The organism is Oceanobacillus salinisoli, assembly GCF_009733865.1.
Taxonomy (GTDB): Bacteria; Bacillota; Bacilli; order Bacillales; family Amphibacillaceae; genus Oceanobacillus; species Oceanobacillus salinisoli.
This window is the reverse complement of the sequence record NZ_WOFB01000001.1, coordinates 61,893-86,028: the sequence shown is the minus strand read 5'-3', so window position 1 is coordinate 86,028 and position 24,136 is coordinate 61,893. Positions and strand designations below refer to the sequence as shown.

22 protein-coding genes, 2 pseudogenes and 1 riboswitch are annotated in these 24,136 nt (G+C 36.7%); of the genes and pseudogenes, 8 read left to right on the top strand and 16 right to left on the bottom strand.

Features of this window, described 5'->3' with window-relative positions:
• Positions 1–5: 5 nt before the first annotated feature.
• The gene (locus tag GMJ66_RS00335; RefSeq protein WP_156288293.1) at positions 6–1,145 is read right to left on the bottom strand and encodes a sensor histidine kinase; all 1,140 of its coding nucleotides are present in this window, start codon (positions 1,143–1,145) and stop codon (positions 6–8) included.
• Between the two features lie 141 nt (positions 1,146–1,286).
• On the opposite strand from GMJ66_RS00335, the gene GMJ66_RS00330 reads away from it, so the two are divergent.
• Positions 1,287–1,937 (top strand): YigZ family protein, encoded by a 651-nt coding sequence (locus GMJ66_RS00330; protein ID WP_156288291.1) that lies wholly within the window; start codon positions 1,287–1,289, stop codon positions 1,935–1,937.
• Positions 1,938–1,978: 41 nt separating this feature from the next.
• Here the strand turns inward: GMJ66_RS00330 and GMJ66_RS20345 are convergent, their stop codons facing one another.
• From GMJ66_RS20345 to tapA, 9 genes are all read right to left on the bottom strand, one after another.
• Positions 1,979–2,125, bottom strand: a complete 147-nt coding sequence (locus GMJ66_RS20345) for a hypothetical protein (protein ID WP_197046561.1) — start codon at positions 2,123–2,125, stop codon at positions 1,979–1,981.
• A 193-nt stretch (positions 2,126–2,318) separates the two neighbouring features.
• The gene (locus GMJ66_RS00325) at positions 2,319–2,513 is read right to left on the bottom strand and encodes a VanZ family protein (protein ID WP_269321854.1); all 195 of its coding nucleotides are present in this window, start codon (positions 2,511–2,513) and stop codon (positions 2,319–2,321) included.
• A 239-nt stretch (positions 2,514–2,752) separates the two neighbouring features.
• Positions 2,753–3,085, bottom strand: a complete 333-nt coding sequence (locus tag GMJ66_RS00320) for a helix-turn-helix domain-containing protein (protein WP_156288287.1) — start codon at positions 3,083–3,085, stop codon at positions 2,753–2,755.
• A 77-nt stretch (positions 3,086–3,162) separates the two neighbouring features.
• On the bottom strand, positions 3,163–3,291 hold the full coding sequence (locus tag GMJ66_RS00315) for an anti-repressor SinI family protein (RefSeq protein WP_231514770.1): 129 nt from the start codon (positions 3,289–3,291) through the stop codon (positions 3,163–3,165).
• A gap of 20 nt (positions 3,292–3,311) precedes the next feature.
• Positions 3,312–3,396: riboswitch (cyclic di-GMP riboswitch) on the bottom strand.
• A gap of 138 nt (positions 3,397–3,534) precedes the next feature.
• Entirely contained in the window at positions 3,535–4,143 is a 609-nt protein-coding gene (locus GMJ66_RS00310) for a M73 family metallopeptidase (protein ID WP_156288283.1), read from the bottom strand.
• A gap of 71 nt (positions 4,144–4,214) precedes the next feature.
• A complete protein-coding gene (locus GMJ66_RS00305; RefSeq protein ID WP_156288281.1) occupies positions 4,215–5,003 on the bottom strand; it encodes a TasA family protein in 789 nt (262 codons plus the stop codon).
• 48 nt (positions 5,004–5,051) lie between these two features.
• Positions 5,052–5,669: a TasA family protein gene (locus GMJ66_RS00300; RefSeq protein WP_156288279.1), complete on the bottom strand. Its 618-nt coding sequence runs from the start codon at positions 5,667–5,669 to the stop codon at positions 5,052–5,054.
• 77 nt (positions 5,670–5,746) lie between these two features.
• Positions 5,747–6,328, bottom strand: coding sequence for a signal peptidase I SipW (gene sipW / locus GMJ66_RS00295; RefSeq protein WP_156288277.1), 582 nt, complete (start codon positions 6,326–6,328; stop codon positions 5,747–5,749).
• A 239-nt stretch (positions 6,329–6,567) separates the two neighbouring features.
• A complete protein-coding gene (gene tapA, locus GMJ66_RS00290; protein ID WP_156288275.1) occupies positions 6,568–7,224 on the bottom strand; it encodes an amyloid fiber anchoring/assembly protein TapA in 657 nt (218 codons plus the stop codon).
• A gap of 330 nt (positions 7,225–7,554) precedes the next feature.
• Between tapA and GMJ66_RS00285 the strand changes: the two genes are divergently transcribed.
• The 3 genes from GMJ66_RS00285 to GMJ66_RS00275 all read left to right on the top strand — a co-directional run bounded on the left by GMJ66_RS00285 (position 7,555) and on the right by GMJ66_RS00275 (position 11,932).
• Positions 7,555–8,145, top strand: a complete 591-nt coding sequence (locus GMJ66_RS00285) for a class D sortase (RefSeq protein WP_156288273.1) — start codon at positions 7,555–7,557, stop codon at positions 8,143–8,145.
• Between the two features lie 697 nt (positions 8,146–8,842).
• Positions 8,843–9,781 carry an LCP family glycopolymer transferase gene (locus GMJ66_RS00280; protein ID WP_156288271.1) on the top strand — a complete coding sequence of 313 codons (939 nt, stop codon included), beginning with the start codon at positions 8,843–8,845 and terminating at the stop codon, positions 9,779–9,781.
• Positions 9,782–9,925: 144 nt separating this feature from the next.
• Positions 9,926–11,932, top strand: a complete 2,007-nt coding sequence (locus GMJ66_RS00275) for a penicillin-binding transpeptidase domain-containing protein (protein ID WP_156288269.1) — start codon at positions 9,926–9,928, stop codon at positions 11,930–11,932.
• Positions 11,933–12,139: 207 nt separating this feature from the next.
• On the opposite strand, the gene GMJ66_RS00270 is transcribed toward GMJ66_RS00275, so the two are convergent.
• Both GMJ66_RS00270 and GMJ66_RS00265 read right to left on the bottom strand, forming a co-directional pair.
• A complete protein-coding gene (locus GMJ66_RS00270) occupies positions 12,140–12,583 on the bottom strand; it encodes an IDEAL domain-containing protein (RefSeq protein WP_156288267.1) in 444 nt (147 codons plus the stop codon).
• A gap of 233 nt (positions 12,584–12,816) precedes the next feature.
• Positions 12,817–13,158 (bottom strand): annotated as a pseudogene (locus GMJ66_RS00265) (transposase); the annotation flags it as partial.
• A 695-nt stretch (positions 13,159–13,853) separates the two neighbouring features.
• On the opposite strand from GMJ66_RS00265, the gene GMJ66_RS21110 reads away from it, so the two are divergent.
• From GMJ66_RS21110 to GMJ66_RS00245, 4 genes are all read left to right on the top strand, one after another.
• Complete coding sequence (locus GMJ66_RS21110; protein ID WP_156288265.1) at positions 13,854–14,138, top strand: heterocycloanthracin/sonorensin family bacteriocin; 285 nt, start codon at positions 13,854–13,856, stop codon at positions 14,136–14,138.
• A 169-nt stretch (positions 14,139–14,307) separates the two neighbouring features.
• The gene (locus GMJ66_RS00255; protein ID WP_156288263.1) at positions 14,308–16,269 is read left to right on the top strand and encodes a putative thiazole-containing bacteriocin maturation protein; all 1,962 of its coding nucleotides are present in this window, start codon (positions 14,308–14,310) and stop codon (positions 16,267–16,269) included.
• A complete protein-coding gene (locus GMJ66_RS00250) occupies positions 16,266–18,212 on the top strand; it encodes a TOMM precursor leader peptide-binding protein (protein ID WP_156288261.1) in 1,947 nt (648 codons plus the stop codon). Before GMJ66_RS00255 ends, GMJ66_RS00250 begins: the two co-directional genes overlap by 4 nt.
• Before the next feature lie 19 nt (positions 18,213–18,231).
• On the top strand, positions 18,232–19,800 hold the full coding sequence (locus GMJ66_RS00245) for a SagB family peptide dehydrogenase (RefSeq protein ID WP_156288258.1): 1,569 nt from the start codon (positions 18,232–18,234) through the stop codon (positions 19,798–19,800).
• 82 nt (positions 19,801–19,882) lie between these two features.
• Here GMJ66_RS00245 and GMJ66_RS20525 read toward each other — a convergent pair.
• From GMJ66_RS20525 to GMJ66_RS00225, 4 genes and pseudogenes are all read right to left on the bottom strand, one after another.
• A pseudogene (locus GMJ66_RS20525) lies at positions 19,883–20,005 on the bottom strand (tyrosine-type recombinase/integrase); the annotation flags it as partial.
• 236 nt (positions 20,006–20,241) lie between these two features.
• Entirely contained in the window at positions 20,242–21,702 is a 1,461-nt protein-coding gene (locus GMJ66_RS00235; protein ID WP_156288256.1) for an alkaline phosphatase family protein, read from the bottom strand.
• Between the two features lie 927 nt (positions 21,703–22,629).
• Entirely contained in the window at positions 22,630–23,664 is a 1,035-nt protein-coding gene (locus GMJ66_RS00230; RefSeq protein ID WP_156288254.1) for a hypothetical protein, read from the bottom strand.
• Positions 23,665–23,754: 90 nt separating this feature from the next.
• Positions 23,755–24,114, bottom strand: a complete 360-nt coding sequence (locus GMJ66_RS00225) for a DUF779 domain-containing protein (protein WP_156288252.1) — start codon at positions 24,112–24,114, stop codon at positions 23,755–23,757.
• Positions 24,115–24,136 lie beyond the last annotated feature (22 nt).

Genomic DNA, 24,136 nt, shown 5'->3' with positions numbered 1-24,136 from the left:
AACGCTTAAGTAGCATTATATGGTACTTTAATGGAAACTGTTGTCCCTTTTCCAATTTCGGATTGAATGGATAGCTGACCATCAAGTATTTCTACCCGTTCTTTCATTCCAATCAGGCCAAAGGATTTATCCTTTTTCACGTCTGTTTCAAAGCCTTTTCCATTATCCTTAATCATTAATGTTAAATAATTATGGCCAATTTCCAGTTTCACTTGAATTAGCGTTGCTTCAGCATGTTTAATTGCGTTTTGCAGTGCTTCCTGCATTAAACGAAAGAATGCTATTTCATATTTTTGATTAAGCCGTTTTTCTGTCCCCATCATGATAAAATCTACTTTTATATTGTTATAATCAGCAATCGTTGATATATACTTTTTAATAGTAGGTACCAATCCGAGATCATCAAGCGCCATTGGTCTTAAATCATAAATAATTCGTCTCACTTCATAAAGGGAAGAACGAACCATCTCACGAATCCGTTTCATCTCTTCTACTGCCTTGTCAAGTTCCCCTTGACGATATACCTTACCGATTATTTCAGAACGCAATAGAATGTTTGCCAGCATCTGTGCCGGACCATCGTGAATCTCCCGTGAAATTTTTCGGCGTTCATCTTCCTGAGCCTCAATGATTTTGAGACCAAATGCCTGTTTTTCTTTCGCATCTTCAATCATATCATTCACTTGTTTAAAATCATCCTGCAAGTAATTAAGGATGACTGTAATCTTACTGGCTAAGCCTTCTGCTCGCTCAATGGTATTCGAAAGATTGACGAGTCTTCTTTCTATATCATCTCGCTTCTCCCGCAGAATTTTCTCTTCTTGACGAAGCATGGCCAATTTTGTTTGCATTTTATGTGTGTTTTCGTATACTTGACGAATTTCTTTTTCTGAATACCTATCAAAATACTTACTGACTTCTGCTAAACGTTGTCTGGAAAACCGTACCTTTTGTTCTAGCTGATCACCATTTTCAATATGTTGGGAAACTTTATCTTTTGTTTCTTTTAATTCCATCTGAAGACGTTCGTATTCAGAACGTGCCCCTTCACTAATATTGAAAATCTCATCCTTACTGTGATCAACCACTTCGATCATTTCATCAATGACATGATCTAAAGCTTTTTCACTAAACTTCACCGCCATCGTTTTCCACCAACCTATGTTATAATTATACGTATGTTTTTGTGTTTTTTATAGGGTTGACAAAAATATTTTCTCAGGAAAATTTACCCTTTTTTTTAAAACCTTAAACCTATTTTTTCCATGCAGGAGGTTTTTTGTTACATGTTATCCTACTATTATACCGTAAAACCTGAAGGAAGCGACCAAATTATCATTCAAAAATCTCGTTTTATCGGATATGTACGCCGCGTACAAACAGAAGAAGAAGCACAAAACTTTATTTCGGAAATCAAGAAAAAACATCATGATGCAACCCATAACTGTTCTGCTTATCTCATTGGGGAACATGATGAAATTCAAAAAGCGAATGATGATGGAGAACCAAGCGGGACTGCAGGGGTACCGATATTAGAAGTATTAAAAAAACAGCATTTAAAAGATACTGCCGTTGTTGTGACCCGTTATTTCGGGGGGATTAAACTCGGGGCTGGCGGATTAATCCGGGCATACGGAAGCACAACATCCCAGGCAATTAAAACGACTGGTATTGTGAAAAGACAGCTCATGAACGGATTTTCTATAACCGTTGATTATGGGCTATTAGGTAAATTGGAAAATGTCATCCGCAATTCTGAACATTTATTGGATACAATCAATTACTTGGAAAACGTAGAATTCATCGTATTTGTGAAGAATGGAGACGAAGAGAATTTCCAAAAATGGATCGTTGATTTAACAAATGATCAGGCAATTATCTCAGAACTTGAACCGAAGTATATCGAAATCGATGTGGAATCAACTAGTGATGAATAACAGAAAAAAGCTACATTTTACTGCAATGTAGCTTTTCTTCTTTACATTTGTGTATTTCCACTTAATTTTTGGTTTGATAATTCCTTCACTAACTTTTGAATTAATTCTTCGGCAGATTTAATCTGGTGATTTTCCGTTTCATCAATTAACCGCTTTAACATCCTCTTATATTTTTCCTGTTCCCCCATATAAGGATTTCCCGCCTTTTATTATATTTTCATAACCATTTCCAGATGAGTATATCATGATTCATTCTCTGTTGTGTCGATATTTGTTATTTATTATATTTATCTTACAGGAATATACTACTACACTATTGAATTTTATTCTAGATTAATGTCATTATTTCTACTGTTTTGTCGTTCCTTTCAGTCGTATAGATTATAATTTAAGGACTATTACTGCCCCTCCCCTGCGAAAAGTGAAAGTACAAAGAACGGCAGCTGCTGCTCCAATAGTATCTATGAATATATCTCCAATATATGGTGTACCATTTGGCGTGACCCCTTGATGAAATTCATCTGCTATAGCATATGCAATCGTCATGAAAAGTGAAAATATGACTATGAAATTCACCTGTATACGGGTTGTTTTTCTATATGTAAGTCTTTTAAAAGTTAACTACGGCAACCACCCTAAGGTGTGCGTAGTGTATTACCGTAGCGGTAGGTCAAGCTCCATACCATCTAAAGTTATGTTACATTTTATATCGCATCAATAGCAACAAACTATGCGAAAAGATCCATATAAAAATTTTTATTTGTACACGAAAAAAACCGAAAAGCAATGTGAGCTTCACGGTTTGGCTAAAAAACTCAGTTCTCATTTTTCTTCCGCCATTTGTTAAATTCGAGGTACTCTCTAAACTGTTCTTTCGTCACTCCTGAATCCATCGCTTCTTTCACAATTTCTAACCATTCACTATCTAATATCTTTTCATTATTTGTATTTGAATCATCATTTATTAACTCATTTACAGAGACACCTAATACGTCACTAATCTTTTCAATAAATTGAATAGATGGATTGGATTGCAGGTTCCGCTCAATGGAACTTAAATATGATTTAGCCACACCTGCTCTTTCGGCCAGCTCTGAAATGGACATTTTTTTCTCTTGGCGTAAACGTTTTATTTTTTCACCTATCAAGTTGTCTCACCCACTTTCAATGGGATTATACCACAATAAGGTGAGGAGTTCTATATATAGCACAAATATTCTTTATATTATGCTTCCTCTTTCTCGTCTTTCAAAAATGTTCGTACCTCGTCTATAGTCATCCCCAAGTTCTTTGCCTCTTTGATCAATGTGACCCATTCGCTATCAAGTGTAAGATCTTTCACTAACTCACTCAACGTAACTTCCCCCATTTACATCAGGTAAACCAGCCGTCATTGCTTAAAAGCATTAGACCTGTGATTTTGCGCCCTTATCTTTCAATAAGTTTGCCATTTTTCTGATGATTCTTTTTTATTAAGTCTATTATACTACTCCAATTATCCCTTTTGTGTGACTAGTTTTGTCGAGTTGGTTCTAGTTTTGTAAAGGTTATGATTGTTTAGAATGACTATAACTGCAACATATAAAGCCTTCCATAACTAACTACTTACTCTTTTTATCCTGCTGTATACATATAAACCTATTCCACTCGATACAATCAATGCACCCATTAACAGCAGGCTAAATATATTGGTTGCTGTATCAGGCAATCTGGAATTAGTGGTGGTTGATAGTGCTTCCTGTTCTCCTGAAACAGATAATTCAAATTGAAATACACTGGTCAACCCCTGAAATTCATTGCCAAGCTCATATGGCATCTCAATAAAGAACTTTAAAGTCTCTGATTCTCCTGTTGGTAGAAATCTGGATTCTAAACCACTAAATTCTGTTAGTTTTCCATCAAATAATACTTCTGTTTTACTTTCTGCCCTGAGCAACAATTCATCGTACAGCTTTCGAGAACCGCTTAAAAACTGATTGTTAAATATGTATTCAAAATCCTGTTCTCCATCGTTTTGAACAATCAGCTCTTTTTGCATATAATCCCCAGGTTTTAAATTGGTCATGTCAAAAAATACTTCGCTGGGAATCGTTGTAAGGTTAATGACTTGATCGGAATTGGTCGTTGTAACAGCATGAATGGATGATAGAACTCCTAAGACAGAAATGAACCCAATTATAAACAGACTAACTATCCCCTTTTTCATGAAACTCCTCCCAGCAAAATATTTAGATAAGGTAGAGGCTTGGGCCTCTACCTATTGATAAACTAATCTCTTTAATTTTCTCCATTATTGGCTTCTTCGTTAATAGTAATATAGCCGTTCTCATTTAAATCAGCTTCCGTGATCTCTTGACCATCCCATTGAGTAGCCTCTAGGCTAAATGTAATATCTGCCGTGTCACCTTGATATTTATTTTGGTCTTCTACCCCACGGTCATCTCTGTCGGAATACTCAACAAACTCAATCGTCATTTCTACTGTATCAAAATCATGTGGTTGAGCCGGTAGTCCTTCCCACTGATTAGAAGCAGTGGAAGCTAAGTTAATACGACCATCCACCCAATGATTTCCTACTGCCTTTTGAACCTTGTCACTTCCAAGATAGATATCTTTTAAAGTTACCTTTTGTTCCGTACCTACAATTATATCTTCTACTGCTCCTTCAGTTCCCGTACGTAGTAATGTAACTTGGAATTGATCCAGATACTCTTCCGCATCATTTGAACCGTAAGTATCTTCATCTCCAAATCCAGCTTGCCCTTCTTCAGGTATATAGTCATTGAAATCCACTTGATCTATGGATAGTAATACTTCTTTAATAGCTAGCGTACCATTATTATCCAATTCAAAAGATCTTGTCATCTTATCTCCTGGTTTTAAATTGGAAATATCAAAGTTAATTGGACCTTCAGCTGGGTTGATAACTAAATCCAATTCTCCTGCAGCTACTCCTGCACTCACTTCCTCGATATCATTAAATGCTGCCCATGTCCCTACCCCTACTAATGAAAATCCTAATGTTGCAGCCATCGCACCGGCTGTTAATTTCTTTTTAAAAGTCATTATTGTTTCCTCCTTTATTTAAGTTAACTGTTTTTTAAAATTTAATTACTACTGTGCATCGTTACTGCGTTCTTCACCAGGCATTTGTGTTGCTTCAAATCTTAAGTTAATGGTTGCACCTTCACCCTGATATTTATTTTGTTCAAACAGTCTAGAATCGTCATATCTTGTATCATCTTCTACAAATGTAACCTTCACTTCAAGATCCATGGATTCACCAGGTACTAATGCTGGGGTTTCTGTGCCTTCAAATGTAATTTCCTTATCTTCAAAGTTATTTACAAGATCATTAAGGGTAATTACCTCTTCTAATACTTCCACTTGAAATTGAGATAAAAATTCTGCTTTACTATTTTTCCCATTATCTGTAAGGTGAGTATGAAGAACATCCTCCCAGCCACTAGCAAAACCATTCAGTAAAATTTCGTCAATTTCCAAAGAGCCGTTATTGGTAAGAGTTAGTGTTTCCGTTATATGGTCTCCCGGCTTTAAATTACTAATGTCAAATAAAACATCCGTACTGGTTACTAAATCCAACGTTCCTGCTGAAAAAAAATTATCAATCTCCTCCACGTCATTAAACGCTGCATACGTACCCCCACCTACCAACGACAAACCTAATGCTCCTGCTAAAATGCCTGTTCCCATTTTCTTTTTGAAATCCATTCTTTGTTTCCTCCTTAATATTTTTTCTACCCAGTGGGTATGTATTGTGAACCCTTTAAAAAGGGATTCGACCTTATTTAAGATACTGTTTCTCCTTTTTCCGAAGCTTGAAGTGCCTTCGTTTTTGCATCAATTTCTTTCACCGCTTGACGAATTGTCACGATGGAATATCCAATTAACAACAACCCAGGAGCTATCAATAAAATGGCTACTCCCAGCGGTGACCCAGCATAACTTAATACGTATCCAACTAACGGGATTGACACTCCCGTGTATAATGCAACCACATTTTCAGATAATACTAAGTTTGTATCTGGATTCTCGTTGCTGTCTCCTTTGGTGCGATAAAGTACGGATTCTCCCTGTTGGACAACCTCTATAATTCGGTGCGTGACGAGTTGTTCATTTTCCTGCAAATATGTGATAATATCGGATTCTGCTAACTCTCCTGCCTCATCCAGCTTTTTTACGAGAATAATAGATCCGGTATGAAATGTTGGTTCCATGGATCCGGAAAGCACTGTTTTTAATTGGTAGCCGAAAATTTCCGGTTCTCCACCAGATGCTCTGGATGAAATGACTAAAAAGGTCATCACGATAAGTGTCATAATTAATAGAGTGGAAATAATATTACTCATGATTTTCATTGTTTTTTTAATTATTCTTCCTCCTCTCTTTCCGTCGTTTCTTCCTTGTTTTCTAAGGAAGTATCCTAATTTTCTTCTGCTTTTTCACTTATTTCTGACTCCTTATCTATTTATTCATCTGATGAATCCTCTTCACTCTTGGGCTGATTTGTTTCCTTATCTTCATTGCTTGTTTCTTTGTCGGTACCGTTTTTCACTTCTATTTCATCATTTGGTTTTTCCACTTCATCTGGTAAATCGTCTTCTAACGTCTAATCTTTCTGTTCATCTTCTATAGAGTCATTCTCTGCTTCTTGACTTTCCTTATTGGCATTTCTTTCAGTACAACTCTCTAGATCCTCCTGAGTGATGGTAATACTGCTTTCTCCCCAGATTTCTTGAAGCTCCATATCAATGTCTGTATTTCCGTGACCAGGTCGGTGGTTTGCCTTAAATTTGTAATAGCCTGGCTGTAAAGAATGTATTTCATCCGGCTCATACTTTAATATGACGGATTCTCCACTCTCTAATGGGTTAATAGTACCTGTATAAATAATCTCACCTGGTCTATTCTTATTAGGTGCCTTATCCGGATCGTAGTGAAGAACAAACTCACTCGAGCCCGCCATATCCCCATCTCCTACATTTTTAATGACAGAGAATAAGCCTGTAATTTCTGCGGAACAAAAGCCATAATCACTATCCTTTTCAGAAAACTCCAATGAACTTTTATCCCATTCTTCCTCCTCTTGCTCCCACTGAACCTGTAACCTGGCACTCACCTCTTCGATATCGTTAAAGCTTGCATTGGTATATGTGTTAAAATAAATACCAGCCAATAATATACAAGACCAAATAATAAATAATTGAAAACCTGTTTTAATCTTCCAATACTGCTTTCTAAACTTTCTAACGCGGGTTGATCTCATGTTACTCCTCCCACCTACATTTAGTTCTTTTTAAAGAACGTTTATGCTGAAATTTGTTCTTTAATGAAAACCGCAAGTAGAGTATAATTCATAATACCTATTTACTCAAAGGTCCAAATCAGCCCGAATTTACGTTATTAAGAACGATTTTCTTTTGTTTTCTTAAATTATCTTTGTTTTACTCACTATTTTATTTTTTAATAAGAACATAAATTACTTTATTAAGAACGAAGTGAATGATATAAAATGAATGTTAAAAAGAACAAAATTATAACTACCATATTTTACTGTATCTGTTTATACTAGAGGAAAGGAGGGAGCTGTTGGCCGATGAGAATTTTTTCTTTTTTACTTATTATTACCGGAATCTTCTTTTTAGCTTTTGGTGGCTATCAATGGTTTGCCACGGAGAACGCTCAGAAAAATAGTTTAGTGGAAGCACAGGAATTATTAGATGCGTCTGCTTCAAGTGAAGACCTATCGACATCAGCAGATATAAAACCAGATGAATTTTATCCTGAAACTGGAGAAACCGCCGGAATTTTACATATCCCTAAACTCGACTCTGACCTGCCCATTGTAGAAGGAACGGATGAAGATGAACTGGAAAAAGGAGTCGGACATTATAAAGGGACTGCTTACCCAGCACAAGGTGAACAAATTGTTTTGTCTGGCCATCGGGATACGGTTTTCCGCCGAATGGGCGAATTGGAATTGGGAGATTTCTTAACTGTGAAACTCCCATATGGTGATTTTTCTTATGAGATAGTGGATACACAAATAGTCGATGCGGATGACAGAACGATTATTAAGCCACAGGGGAAAGAAGTACTAACATTGACAACGTGTTATCCATTTAATTTTGTTGGAAGTGCACCTGATAGATATATTATTACCGCAATACCTGTTAAAGCTGAATAATCATGGGGCCCTGGAACAAAAGTGTTTTAGTTAAAGAAAAATCCGAACGATGATTCAAAATTCTACCATTAGAATTTGAATTGGTTCGGATTTTTTCATTTTAAAGGCTGTAAAAGATTGAAACCACGATTACTAATCCCTTTGTCACTATATACATAAACTGCGAAGTAACTTTTAGATGATATTGGAGCATAATCTACCGCTACGGAAATACACTACGCTTTCCGCGGGCAATCCGTGAGCCTCCTCGTGCTGTCTTCTTTAGGGGTCTCACTCTGGTCACTGTTCCCGCAGGAGTCTCCGTGTATTTCCTTCGCTAAGTACAGTGCTTTAACTTTTTTACCTTTTCTGATAAAAACTACTCTAGTTATCCCTTAAGGCTGCCGGAAAAGGAAATCAACTGAGCAGTATCTTGTGTCGCATTTACTGCGTGATTATAAAACAACAAAATTTAAGAAATGAGCTTTTTAACACGTAATTCCTTATATCCTTCGCTTTTACAATGGAGTGTTTTAATATCCCAGATCTTTTTTATGGGTATTTTTTCAATTTATATTTATTTGTAAAATACATAACCTAAAACAAAACTTGTCATAGACGGCATTCGACAATTCCGTTATAATTTATACAACAATTTCTAAAATATTCCAAACTTCGTAATATATAAACAACATTTTTTAAATAGAGGAGAATACGAGTGAACTCTAGAACTGAAAAAAGAAAAAATAATAAAAAAAGAAAATGGCTTTATTGGGTCGGAGGAATTATCCTTGTCCTCTTGTTAATCGTTGGTGGTTTTGGCTTTTACGTATGGAATCAGCTGGGAAATGCGATTGAAACCATGCACACCCCACTTGCCAGAGATGATGAGCGCCAAAAAGAAACAGAAGGGCGTTTTTCTCAGAAAGAAAGTGTAAATGCACTACTGCTTGGAGTGGATGAACGCTCTGGCGACAGGGGCCGTTCCGATACAATGATTCTCTTATCCCTGAATCCAAACACGAATTCGATGATTATGCTAAGTATTCCAAGGGATACGTACGTAAACATCCCAGGACGTGGAATGGATAAGATTAACCACGCATACGCTTTTGGTGGAACCGAATTATCTGTGCAAATCGTAGAAGAAACATTTGATATTCCCGTTCATATATATGGCCGAGTAAATATGGAGGGATTTGAACAGGGAATAGATGCCTTAGGTGGGGTAACCGTAGACAATGACTTTGCGTTCAATCAGGGTGGAACCAGTTTTCCTGCAGGAGAAATACACTTAAATGGCGAAGAAGCTTTGGATTATATTCGTATGAGAAAAGAGGATCCTCGTGGAGATTTTGGACGTAACGAACGGCAAAGAGAAGTCATAGCTGCAGCAATTGATGAAGCTGCAAGTTTTACAAGTATTACTAAATTTGGTGAAATTCTAGATATCCTAGGTAACAATGTGCAAACAGACTTGGATATAAAAAAAATTCAAACTCTGTTCTCCGATTATCTTAGCTCCCGTCATGATATCCAGACTCTTGAGCTTCAGGGAAATGGCCAAATGATTAGTGGTGTATACTATTATGTCGTGCCCGATGAAGAATTTAGCCGTGTTAGTTCAGAAATATCAGAGCATATGGATGCAAGCTAATCTTGAAGTCACCTGTATATAACAGTGTGACTTTTCTTGTATATGACGTTAACAAATCAGACGTTTGAAATTGCAATCAAAAATACATTTTTAATGGGTATTAATGTTATAATGCTAGGTATAAAGTAATAGGAGGGGTACAAAGTGAAAAAAGCTGGATTCTTATTATTTATCCTTATCTTTCTTGTTGCTTGCTCCGATGATCAGGTTACACCAAATGATCGGTTTGATGCCTTTGTAAGTCATTGGAATGAGCAAAATTATGACCAAATGTATGAAATGTTTTCTACCGAATCACAATCATCGTACACGAAAGAAGAATCCGTTCAGCGAAAAGAAAAAATTTACGAAGACCTGGAAGTAAGTGAGCTACAGGTTTCGTATGAGCCACTTGAGGAAGATGTGCTTGAAAGGGCGATGGAAGAAGGAGTTGCTACCATTCCTTTTCAAGTGCAAATGGAGTCACTTGCTGGAACCATTTCCTTCGATTATGATGCCACCCTTCACTTAGAGGGCGAAGAAGAGGAAGAGAATTGGTTTGTCCAATGGGATTCAGGTTTTATTTTTCCGGAAATTAAAGATGGTGGGGAAATCCGATTTAGTACTTCAGAACCGAAACGTGGAGAAATATTAGACAGAAACCAGATGCCATTAGCGCTTAATGATGAAGTGTATGAAGTCAGTATTGTTCCGGAAAAATTAGGTGAGAATGCTGACCAGTCTATTGAAGAAATTGCAGAGCTGCTTGGAACTACTGTAGAAAGCATAGATAACAAACTAAATGCCAGCTGGGTTCAGCCTGAATGGGCAGTTCCTATCACCCGAATATCCAAAGATGAAGAAGCTGTTAAAAATCAATTACTTGAGATTGATGGAATACAGATTAGCACCACCACCGGTCGTGTTTATCCAGCCGGGGAGGCTGCTGCACATTTAACTGGTTATTTAAGAACAGTCCGTGCTGATGACTTTGAAGAATTTGATGAAAACAATTATGCAGCAGACGATATGATTGGCGCAAGAGGTTTGGAACGATTATTTGAAGAACAGCTAAAAGGAGAACGTGGAGTTAAAATTTACGTTGAAAAAGAAGGTAAAGATGAAGTTATCCTTGCAGAGAAAGAAGCGAAAAATGGAGAAAATCTTGTGTTAAGCCTAGATATAAACATTCAGGAAAAAATCTACGAGTCCTACGGGGAGGATGCTGGAACTGCTGCTGCCATCCACCCTCAAACCGGAGAAACGTTAGCACTCGTAAGCAGTCCAAGTTTTGATCCGAATGAAGTTATGTACGGAACAACAGATAGATATATGGAATCACTAGATCAGGACGAACAACTGCCTTTAATCAACCGAATCGTTTCTTCCTTCTCACCCGGTTCCGCTATAAAACCTATAACTGCAGCAATTGGCTTAGACAATGGAACCATCACTCCAGAAGAGGGGATTGAAATAGAAGGTTTGCAATGGGGGAAAGAATCGTGGGGTGATTATCAGGTAACACGAGTATCCACTTCAAACGGACCAGTGGATTTAGAAGATGCGTTAGTACGATCAGATAATATTTATTTTGCGATGAAAGCTGTAGAAATGGGTGCGGACGCCTTAAGAACAGGCCTTGAAAACTTTGGCTTTGGAGAAGAAATGCCATATGAATACGATGTAACAACATCATCTATTTCAAATAGTGGAACGATTGATAATGAGGTTTTACTTGCTGATACAAGCTATGGTCAAGGTCAAATGCAGATGACAGCCATCCACCTTGCTACAGCTTATACAACCTTCTTAAATGAGGGAAATATGCTTAAGCCAATATTTCTTGCTGATGAAGAGACCGGTCAAATATGGAAAGAAGGTTTAATTACAGCAGAAGAAGCACAAATTATTCAGGATGCACTCCGCTCCGTTGTGACAGATGGAACCGCAACAAATGCCAACATTGATGAATTCCCTATTTCCGGTAAAACGGGAACAGTAGAGTTAAAACAAACGGCAGATGAAGATGGTGCCGAAAACAACTGGTTTGTCGCTTACCCAACCGAAGCACAGGATATTTTAATTGCTTTGATGGTAGAAAATTCACATGAAGAGGATACACAAAAAGCTTATGAAAAAGTGACGGATATACTACTGGACCTGAATAATTAAGATAAAGTGAATCTTCAATCAGTGTGGGAGGGGTTTTTTTCATCCCCCACTGATTGTTAGATTAACACGCTCAACAAATCAGAAGGCTGCCCGTCCCACTTATCATTCTTAAAGCTCGAATTCTTCCCATTAAGTTCTTACAGCAGTTAATCACGCGATAAAAAAAGAAGCTAGTCTAACTGACCGCTTCTTCTTATGTCATTAACGTTATAGATATTTAATTAACTCATGAAATGCATGTTCATCACGCTCGTCTAACGCTTTATCTATTAGCCGCCTTACATTCCAATTTTCTAATTCATCAATAATGATTGCGCTTTCAATATTTTTTTCAGTGCTTACTTCATTGTCTTCATCAATATAGTATGATCCGGCAATGGAATGCAGCTGCTGCAAGAAATCGGGGAGGGTAATTAGTTTGGCCAGAGTTAGGTATACAACATCTTTCCCATTTTGAAATGCAAACTTTGCATCGACATTTTCTACTTTTTGCGTTCTGCGGTTTATTCGAAATTCGTTTGCCTCAATAGGAATGAACTGATAGTCTTTTTCATTAATCATGACGGAGAAATATTGGTATGCCAATACGATGCGCACATACTCATTATCGGTTTTAATGTAATAAGGCTTTAACATTTTGACAGTTACCATCCAATCCACCTCCCTATAATTTTAGATATGAAACCTATCAAAATTTTCAGTTAATTAATTTTACAATACTTTAAGAAAAAATTCAAGGGAATATTTTCTAATTTTTTAGTCATAATTGTTTCAAGGGAATACTTAAGTTTTCTTAAACAATATAGCCAAACTTTTTGAAGCATGAGAAATGAAATACTTTAGTAACTGACAAAATAATTACGGTCATAAGAATGTACCGTCTACCATTGCTTTCGAAGCATCGAAAATGGGATAAAGTCGCATCCCTTCCCTTCTCCTTTTTTAGTTACCCCACCCATAGTTACCATCATATGAGCATGTGGTTTGAAATTCATTCTTGATCCAAATGTATGTAATCCAGTTATAATTCCTGGTGTTACTTTACCCTTCTTTTGAAAATATTCTTTTACTAACATAGCAGCCTCATCCATAAGAGGTTTTAGTAGTTCACGATGCCAAAGGAAAATATCTCTCAATCCTTCATCAATGGTAAATATCATATGTAGATGGTTCACCTGCAATATATCCTCTCATAAGAAACGACTCCATTCTTCCCTTTCCCCAAGTCGAAGCCTACTAATATAACTGGTGGTTAGGCTGGAGTTCAATAAAAAAGTAGGATAACCAAGGTTATCCCACTTATTAACTTACCTATAAACTTTCACATACGAGACAATCATTATTACTACCATCTAATCTATGTGGATTACTTGCGGGTCCCCCCTGCTGCTTTCAATAAATGCTTGTACTTCCTGATGGCTACTAAAGTCGCTACAATCTCTATCCGCACCATAGGGGTCATATGGGCCATTAAATCCATCGATGGATTCCACTTGTACTGTCTTACATATTATGACAAATAATTATTTAGTCATCGAAAGCAAGTAACATACTTTTTCGGTTACCATATGTAAGTTTTTTGTCTATCGCACCAATAATCCATATAACAATGGTACAAGAACCTATTAGGTATGAGGTGGAGCCAGTATTATAAATTTTTAAGTATTAATAAATTATTTTTGTAAGTTTGCTCTAAGAAACCTTGTTGTTCAAGATAAAGGATACATATGCCCATTTTCCGTGATATTGGTCCCTGTTTTTTTATTTTTGCATACTTTAAAACAACTAAATTAATAGGAGGGATGTATTTAAACCAAACAATGAATAACTAACCTTTATATGTAAACACAATTAATAGAGTTTAAGAAAATAGACAACACGTTAATGTTTTATGGCTTATTAATTAAACGGAGGGATAAATATGGTTAATTTTAAAAATGAACTTACACAATTAGGTGTTGACGAATTTAGGCAAGGTAATGTAACATACTGGGATCCTCAAGCTAACCCTCAATACGTTAGCGGGCACTGCCATCATTGTCATACCCAGTATCATTGCCATGCACACTGTCATCACTGTCATACTCAGTATCATTGTCACGCTCACTGTCACCACTGTCATACTCAGTACCATTGTCACGCTCACTGTCACCACTGTCATACTCAATATCATTGCCATGCAGGTAGTGTATATAGAAAAGATTAAAAAACGCGGTTTTCTAGGAGAGAATGCCCCTGCATAAAGAAGATTTAAATCATGTGGGGGTTTTTTAATTTATATGAATGAGGACAAATAGATAGGACATAAAATCCTAATAGTAATGTGATGTTGGTTATCAATTTGTGAAGTATTTCATGGTTATGAGGAGGAAAAAATGACTAAATTAAACCCTTCTATGCGTCTTAAGGTGAAAAGAGACACTTTTTTTATTCCCGACGGAAACGGTGGTGCATATTTTCGTAATAACTTATGTTCGTTTCATATAGAGGGGAAGACAATCTATCAATGGATTGAAAAACTAATCCCTCTTTTCAATGGGAGACATACATTGCAGGACTTGACGGACGGGTTACCGAATCAATATCGTGACCATGTTTATAAAATAGCCGATATGCTGTATTCAAATGGTTTTGTTCGTGATATAAGCCGTGATCATCCTCATCAACTTCCAAAAGAAGTATATAAAAAGTATGCTTCTCAAATCGAACTATTAGATAATTTAAGTGAATCCGGTGCATATCGTTTTCAATCGTACAGGGAGGCTAAAGTATTAGCAATTGGATCAGGTTCATTTTTTGTTTCACTAATTTCAGCTTTGTTAGAATCTGGATTACCTAAATTTGATATGGTGATAACTGACTCAGCAGTAACTAACAAGCAGCGTTTAAAGGAATTAGTCGCAAATGCCCGTAAAACAGATTTAAAGGTAAATGTAAACGAGATCACATTTAAGGAGGACGGGGAAAGTTTTTGGCGTGAAATAATACAACCATTCGACTGGATTCTCTATATCTCACAAGAAGGTGAAATAGAGGAATTACAGGTTCTTCACTCGATTTGCAGGGAGGAGAAGAAGTGTTTACTACCTGCTATGATTATACAGCAGGCAGGTATAGCAGGTCCACTCGTGTATCCGGAGGAAGATGGATGTTGGGAATCAGCCTGGCGTCGTGTACACCGTAACGTTCTTCAGAAAGACCCCAAGTTGCACACTTTCTCTTCAACGGCAGGAGCACTATTGGCAAATGTTATTGTGTTTAAATTATTTAAAGCCATTACAGGATTGGAGGAAAAACAGAATCCTCAATTGTTTTTACTTAATCTTGAGACACTTGAAGGAAATTGGCATTCTTTTATCCCCCATCCGCTTGTAACAGGAAGTGTGTCAGCTAAATGGGTTCGAAATCTTAATCTTCTACTTAAACAAAATTCAAATAAGAATGAATTAGATGGAGTACTTCATTACTTCAGTTCCTTGACATCGACAGTAACAGGGATTTTTCATGTTTGGGAGGAGGGTGATTTAAAACAGCTTCCATTGGCTCAATGCCGTGTTAAGGTAGCTGACCCAATCTCGGAAGAACCGGCCGAGCTTTTACCTGAAATAATTTGTACTGGTCTAACGCATGAAGAAGCATGTAGAGAAACGGCTTTAACCGGTATTGAAGCATATTTATCACAAATGAAAAGCCAATTCATTGAAAGTATCTCCTTCTATCAGGAAATAGGGGTAAAGAAGATGGATAAGGAGGTATTTATTGGTATTGGGGCTGGAGAAACGATTATAGAAGGGGTTTACCGGGGATTGCAAAAGTGTTTAGCTGAGGAACTTAGAAATAAGTATAAGAAGAAAAAGCCCCCTGTTGTACCAATAAAATTAAATGCAATAGAAGATGAACGTAGCCAATTTTATTTGCAAGCATTAACGAAGATGCAGGAAGTTCCAATAATCGGATTAGGGGAGGAGATATCCGGCTTCCCTGTAGTTTGGGTTGGTACTAAAGATTGTTGGTATGGCGGTGTTGGGTTCAATGTGACCATTGCCACACGAAATGTTTTGCAACATGCACTGTCAAAGGTTCAAAACAAAGCAGTTTCCTCCTCAATATACACAGTGGAGATTTCCTCTGTGGTTACTGAAGAAAACGAATCACAATGTCGTGTAATTCCAACTAGTATAGAGATGACACAATTGGACATGTTACAGTCTGCCTTGAAGAATTTGAAACAAAATCATAAGCAGCTATTGGCATTTGAACTGATACCGGAATCGTATTTGAAAGAGAGATTGGCAGGAATGTTTGGGGTATTGTTACGAGAGGAGGAATTTAAATGAGTGCTAAGGTGTTAGTTGTTGGAAAAGGTTTATTGGCAGAATTTGTATGTGCAGAATTATCTGTCGAATACCATGTCATTCATCAGACTAATTTTAAAAAGGAAGACTCAAAAACTGCTAACTTAGCACTGGTGTTAGACGATGCATGGGATCCTGCTAATCATCGTAAGACGGAGGAAGTGCTGCAATCCACTGGTATCCCCTGGTTGCGAGGCTTTGTCTTTTTTGGAGAAGGTGTGATAGGTCCAATGGTACGTCCGGGTAAACCAGGATGCTCAAAATGTTCAGATTTACGCCGAATCATAGCAGGACCCGATCGTATAGAGATGTGGGAGATGCAAAAAAATTTAGAAAAACATGGAAAGTGGATTAAACATGACGCTTGGGCATCACGTTCAGGCCTTATACATATGGCTTATATAATTGCAACGGAAAGCTTTAGAGTATTGCAAGGCAGAGGTTCCCACTTGGAAGAACGGTTATTTATAATCAATCTGAAAAATATGAAAAGTACACTTCATTCTTTTCTTCCAGACCCACTATGTTCAGTTTGTGGTCAATCAATCGATGAAATGTCAACGGATTCTCAAATTTCGCTTCAATCAAGTCCAAAAATTAACGTTGACAGTTACCGCAGCCATTCTCTAAATGATTTAAAGGAAGTTCTCGTAAAAGATTATCTGGATAATCGAACTGGTATGATAAATGGCAAAAATATGGACCTCTTATCTCCGTTTGCTGATATAAGTGTGAATCTTCCTTTATTCAAGGAAGACGTGGGAACTGGTGGCCGGAGTCATTTCTATACAAAAAGTGAGCTAACAGCTATTTTGGAAGGTTTGGAACGATACTGTGGTTTGGCTCCCCGTAGTAATCATGGGGTAATTCATGACAGTTTCAACCGCATATCCGATCAGGCGCTTAACCCTTTCAAAGTTGGGTTGCATGAAAAAGAACAGTATAAACGACCAAATTTTCCATTTCACCCATTTGACCCAGATCGTGCTATGAATTGGGTTTGGGGTTATTCATTTTTACAAGAACGTCCCATTTTGGTTCCACAGTGGCTCCCTTATTACAACTCAGGGAGTGAGGATGGGTTTGTTTATGAAACTTCCAATGGATGTGCATTAGGTGGAAGTTTGGAAGAGGCAATATTTTATGGCATTTTAGAAATCGTGGAACGTGACTCATTTTTAATGACCTGGTACGCAAAACTGCCGGTACCACGTATCGATCTTTCTTCCGAATCTGACCTGGAATTACATTTGATGGTTCAGCGATTACGGGAGGTGACGGGTTTTGATTTACATGTTTTTAACACAACGATGGAGAATGGGATTCCAAGTGTTTGGGTGGTAGCGAAAAAGAGGGACCAAAAGGGAGTGAATTTCATCTGTGCGGCGGGAACCCACCTGGATCCCATTCAGGCAGTAAAAAGTGCAATTCATGAGTTAGTCGGTACCATGCAAATGCTTCATAAACAATTTGATGCCAAACGTTGGAAGGTGGAGCAAATGTTTTATGATCCGTTTCTGGTGCAAGAAATGCAGGACCACTCCATGCTTTATAATTTACCGAAAGCTCAGGAGCGTCTCCAGTTCTTGCTAAATAGCAACCGTCCAGTAAAAACGTTTGACGAGTCGTACAGTTGGAAGGAAAGACATGCGGATCTTACTGATGACCTAAAAGACATTATCCAGGTGTTCCGTCGGTTGAATCTCGATGTGATTGTGGTGAACCAGACAAGGCCGGAAATAAGTCGAAATGGGCTACACTGCGTTAAAGTACTAATTCCAGGAATGCTACCAATGACATTCGGACATCAATTTACCCGACTGGCAGGGATGGATAGAGTCTTAAAGGTGCCGATGAAACTTGGATATGTGAAACAGCCACTAACGGCTGAGCAGCTTAATCCACATCCACATCCGTTCCCATAACCGTTTAGGAGGGAGAAACATGAATCTGGATACATTTATACACAACCTGCATTTTAAGATTGACAAAATTAACCCAGTTGACTGGGAGGTAGATTGGGAAGACGCTCCACTTCCGTATAAACTTTACCGTAACTTACCAGTATTTCCACTCTCATTAGAAATACCTTTTACACTTGAAAAAACGAAAGTCACTGAAAAACCTGGGTTGAGTGATTTTGGGTATTTCCTCTGGTATGTGTATGGACTCAATAAATTCTGTCAATCCGTTTATTCCACACAAAAGGGGGACTTGGAACAGGTACTTCGGCGATTTGTTCCTTCTGGGGGTGCGTTATATCCTAACGAATTATATGTGTATTTAAAAATAGAAAAATTGCCCGATGGAGTGTACCATTACGATGTTGCACATCATCGCTTGGTTTTATTACGAAAAGGCAATTTCGATTTATATCTAACGGAGACTCTTGGTGGTCACTGTAATATGTCAACTTGTTTTGGTACAATTTTTATCTCGACTGTGTTTTGGAAGAATTTCTTTAAATATAATAACTTTAGCTACCGATTACAAGGGTTGGATACTGGTGTGTTAATTGGGCAATTATTGGAAGTGGCGAAAAGGTTTGGATTTGAATCCGGAGTTTATTTCCAATTTCTTGATCGAGCCGTTAACCATCTGCTCGGACTATCCGAACAGGAGGAAACTATTTATACCATTATTCCACTGTCTATAAACTCTGAAACAACGTGGTTTACTAATAATAATCATGTAGAGGAGCTAATCACAGCTACTAATTTGTCAAGGAGGATATTACCGATTCATCATGACCATTATGTCCGGTCAAAAAGAATTTTAGAGCATCCTATGCTGACTAAAATGAATGAGGCATCTATGATAGATTCAATGAAATCATTTCAGGAGTTTAAAGAAGAAATGAATATTACCTATGAGGTACAAACGGTATCTTTGCCTAATACCAACCGGTTATCGTTTGATTTGGCGTTAGCTAGCAGAATACGTCATTCACCAGGGATGGACTTTACTTTAGGAAAAATAAACCAACTGCAACTCGCTACTTTGTTACACGAGGCGACTTCTTCTTTCTTGTATCGTAATGATTTGGATGGAGATAAAAAAAATTCTAAACCCCGTGTTTCAATTTATGGCTGCACATATGGTATTGAAGGTATTCCAGATGGTGCATGGTACTATGATAGCTCAACTCATACATTACGGTATATACGTTACGGAGATTATCGTTATTGGCTGGAACAGGGAATGTCTCTGGATGATGTGAATATATTCCAAACCCCGCTTTGCCTTCATTTGGTAGGATATCAGGATTACCACAAAACTTCACTTGGTTACAGAGGATATCGCATCCAACAAATGGAAGCAGGTATGCTCTTACAGCGTATATTACTAGTATCATCCGCTATTGGGATAGGAGGGCACCCACTTCTTGGGTTTAATGTAGGTATGTATGATGAAATATACAAGATAACTTCCCAGAATAAAACCAGTCTCATTCAAATCCCGGTCGGTCCAAACAATCCTCCTTTACAAATGAAAGGGGGATTGTTTGGATGATAATACGGTAAGCTTTTGATTGTAGCAAACAGAGATATACATCGAGGAGCTACCGTTGAATTAAATTCAAAAAAATCAAAGAGGTTAGTACCTCTCCAGTTCTCAATCCTGTTTCAAATAGCAGTTTAATAAGCAATCGATCTCGTATGTTAGTGGTTGCCCTATAAATCTGCTCAACCTCCTCTTTAGATAAAGTTGTTCTTTTATTCCACAATCGCGCCTGTTTGCCGAACAAAAAAAACTGCATATCAACACAGGATTTTGAATGCTTTTTTTACAAATTATCAAAATTTATTATAAAGGATCAACCTTTTATAAATTATCGAACTTTATTTCAAAGACATACCTAATTATGAAACTAAGTAATGATACTTTTTTTTCTAACACCATATTTCATTGGATTGTCCAAACGGTGTCATATCTTTTTTTAAAAGACATTTTCTAATCGTACAAACTAAGGATAAAAGCCTTTAAATCAACAATCCTGGAAGGCAAAGGCCTATTTTTCTCATCTCCTGTGACAATAAGCGGAATAAAAGAATCAAATTTATGTAATGAGCCATGACTTCCGCCCTTATTATGCTTTGGGTAATATTTTGAAGTGAATTCATATCTTGGCCTTGCTGTTAACACAATTAATGGATTATCTTGAGAAAATAATGCTCCATGCAATCTCGCCAAAACATCAGGATAATCGTTAAATGCTAAGCTCTTTTTATTTAGATTAATATCCATAATGGAAATATCACCTTCGATACTCCAGCTTTGTCCATAAGGATCCTGAAACGGACCGTTTTTACTGAAAACTACTTTACTTTCCGTTTTTCCTCCTGCTGTCACAATGATATTCTCACCGCTTTTCCATGCAATCAAATCAATGCGGGATTCACTTTTTAAATCATTTACTAATTTTTCTTGTATGTTTTCTTTTAATGGATAAATATAGGCCATCCGCTCATTATTACAAACCACTATCTGATGTTTTTCTTCAACTTTTTCGTCAAGCTGTAATACAGTGTACTGGTTTAATAAGTAATCCAAATCAACATTATAATCTTTTTCTTTTCCAATGCTTGTTTGGCCATGATCGCTAGTGACAATTAAAATGTTTTCTTGAATGGCTTTTTCCCATGAGCCAAAGGAATTCATAAGCCTCTCGATTTGACGGTCCACTTTTATCAATGATAATTCACCTTTTTCTGGACCTATTTTATGAATCCTGTGGTCATTGTCCGGCAAATAAACCATCATAAATTCCGGTTGGTTGCCTTGAATAATCAGTTCAGTTGCAGCGGAAATGGCAAAATGATCATTAATACCATAGGAATGCCTTAAACCACTTGAAAAACTATGAATTTTATCTTTTAAAATTTCGGGGTATACCATCGCCCCTAAAAAAAGAATTTCAGGTCCGTTTATACTTTGGTTTTCCTGAATTCCTACATATTTTTTCAGTGGAAAAGAAATAGAATGCTGTTTATATCCCCTATGGATAATCAAATTAATGCTTGCCGATGTATGACCCCTGTCTGCTAAATCCTCAAATATCGTTTTTACATGCTGACTTAAATGTTTTTCATTAAGATTGACCAATACATTTTGGGAACAATTTTTAATCCCTAATTTCCTTACACAATTTACTCCATTAATATAATTAATCATTTCCCAGTTATCGGGATCATACCAAATTAAACCTGGAATTTTGTGTTCATTCGGATAGCTTCCGGTCATTAAAGAGGCATCTATCGATGCGGTCATAGTAGGGAAAACAGTGGCACAATCCATTCTGTAGTTACCGTGTTCCTGTAAAAACTGAAGTGCCGGTAAACTCCTGGTTGCAAATCCTTTTTTAAGAATTTCCGGCAATAAAGAATCAACCAGGATAAAAATGACTTTTTTCATTTGGATATATCCTTTCGTTTTCCATTCTATATTGTTAGTATCCCTCTTTAAAAAAAGAATATGTGTATAAAAAATAGTTGAGGATTAATTTGTGAATTGCACTTAAATAATTGCGTTCATTTTGCTTAAAATAATTCATCAACCCTTTAAGGCTTGATGACAGGGCTCTTGTTGTAGACCGCAAAGTAATCTGTAATTAAAGTAAATGGACAATGAAAAGAGAATGCTCTTTATTTTTTATATAGTCAAGCTTTCTTCGATTGACTGTCCTATAAGGAAATTCTTCTGTATAGTGATTTTTTTCCCAAACAATCGGACTGAATTTTAAAATTTGCAAATAACTTTCTAAAACTATTTAGTGAAACGCCGAAATAATTAACATTAATTGAACACTTTTGGACGTTGTATTAACTAGAAAAACAGGAAATGAGAAAGAATACATGGCATTATATCATTCACATTATTCACACCAAAATTATATTTTTATTTTTATTGACATAATTTATGCCAATAAAATCCAAATTGATTACAGCCATAAGAATCCACCTCTGTCATGTTTTGTACCAGCGATCACCACAAGATTTACCACTTGTTGCCCCCGCTTTTACCAATGGGATAACATCAATGAAGTGCGGATTTCCAACTATATATATTTTGAAAGATAAAAAAGCCTAATTCCTCCGTACCTTCATTGAGAAATTAGGCTTTTGATATTCCACAAACGCTCCTCTTGTGAAAAACTGAACTTATCGAGAATCAATCAAATTTGTATAACATTTTTGATTATCCAGAAGATATGAAGTGGTAAACAATCTGGCATTCATTGGTACACTTTTGATGATGGTAAATAGAATGTCACAATGGTACAATTCATTGGCCGTAATCACCAAAAAGGCAGAACCTTCTTTAGGACCTTCCCGTATTTGTCTATTGAATTATTTGCTCATTGATAAATTCTATAATATGATTTTTCTCTTCTTCTGTAAAAGTAAACTGTTCTTCGTATTCATCTAGATACTCTCCAGCTTTTTTTAACTCCTTAATTCCATGCTTCATATATGATTTATAGTGATTATTTACTTTTGTAATTTGCTCTTCATATTTTTCATCTGTTCCTGGTGTTACTAATTTTTCATATAGATCCAGGGTTTTTTCTCCATCGCGGTTTGGAAAGTATTCATGAGGGTCTGTACTATCAAATATACAGAAATCCAAATCACGTACAAGTACCATGTCCAAACTATTTGGATCAAAACTGCAATAATATACTTGCACATCGTACCCATACTCTTCACATGATGCAGCGATTTTTTTCATAAAAGTCGATTTACCTGTACCCGCTCTACCTTTAATATAGTATACATTTTGGATACCTTCAATAAGATTTGGAATTTCATTGACAACACCATCTGCTGTGTTCGTACCGAAAAATCGATGATAAGTGTGTGCTTGACGGTCCTGTTTATTCTCATTTTGGAGTAGATTTTGAATAAATTCTTCTGCAAGTTCATTAGCACGTTTAAAATTCATTTCATTAATATATATTTCTTCTAAATCATCATGAATTTTTAAACCAGTTGCAAAATTTTTATATGCTTCTTCTGTATGGTATTTAAACTTTTCTTGTAATTCATTATCTAAAGTTGGTTTATGTTTGATAAACAAGCTGCAATCAATTTCAATTGCACCAGCTATATCTGTTGTTGCGATGCGGTTACTGATAATGGCCAGAGATTTTTCTCTGATTATAATACCATCTAAGTGTTTTTTTCCTAAGGGGCTTAGTAATACTTCAACATCATAGTTAGATTTGTACGTATGAACCGCATCTTGAATAATTGCAGTTTTCAAGGTGTTTGACGGATGTTTTAGAATAATAATCTGTTTGATATTTTGAAGGTTAGTGGTAATGTGATTAATAAAGCCTTCTGCAGTGTTTGCACTTACGTAATATTTCTTCAAATAGACACACCCTTTTATCGTTTTGTTATAAAATATGATAAATCTGGGCTAATTGTGACTATTACATATAAAAAGCTATCACCTATTACATTAACTTTGTGCAAGTTCTTTTTTCTCATTTTCAGTAAAAATACGGGACCTGGTTAAAAAACGTTTTCCTTCAGGCCCTTCTAGCGAAAACATTCCACCACGACCATCGACCACATCAATAATTAGCTGTGTATGCTTCCAATAAGCATATTGATCCTTCGATATATAAAATGGTGTCCCTGCAATTTCTCCTAATAATACATCCGATTCTCCAATTCGAAACTCGTCACGTGGATAACACATAGGTGAGCTTCCATCACAACATCCGCCCGACTGGTGAAACATTAATGGTCCGTGAAGATCTTTTAATTTTCCGATTAAATGTATAGCTTCTTGCGTCGCAGTAACTCTTTTTACCATTACCCCGCCTCCTTTATTCCAT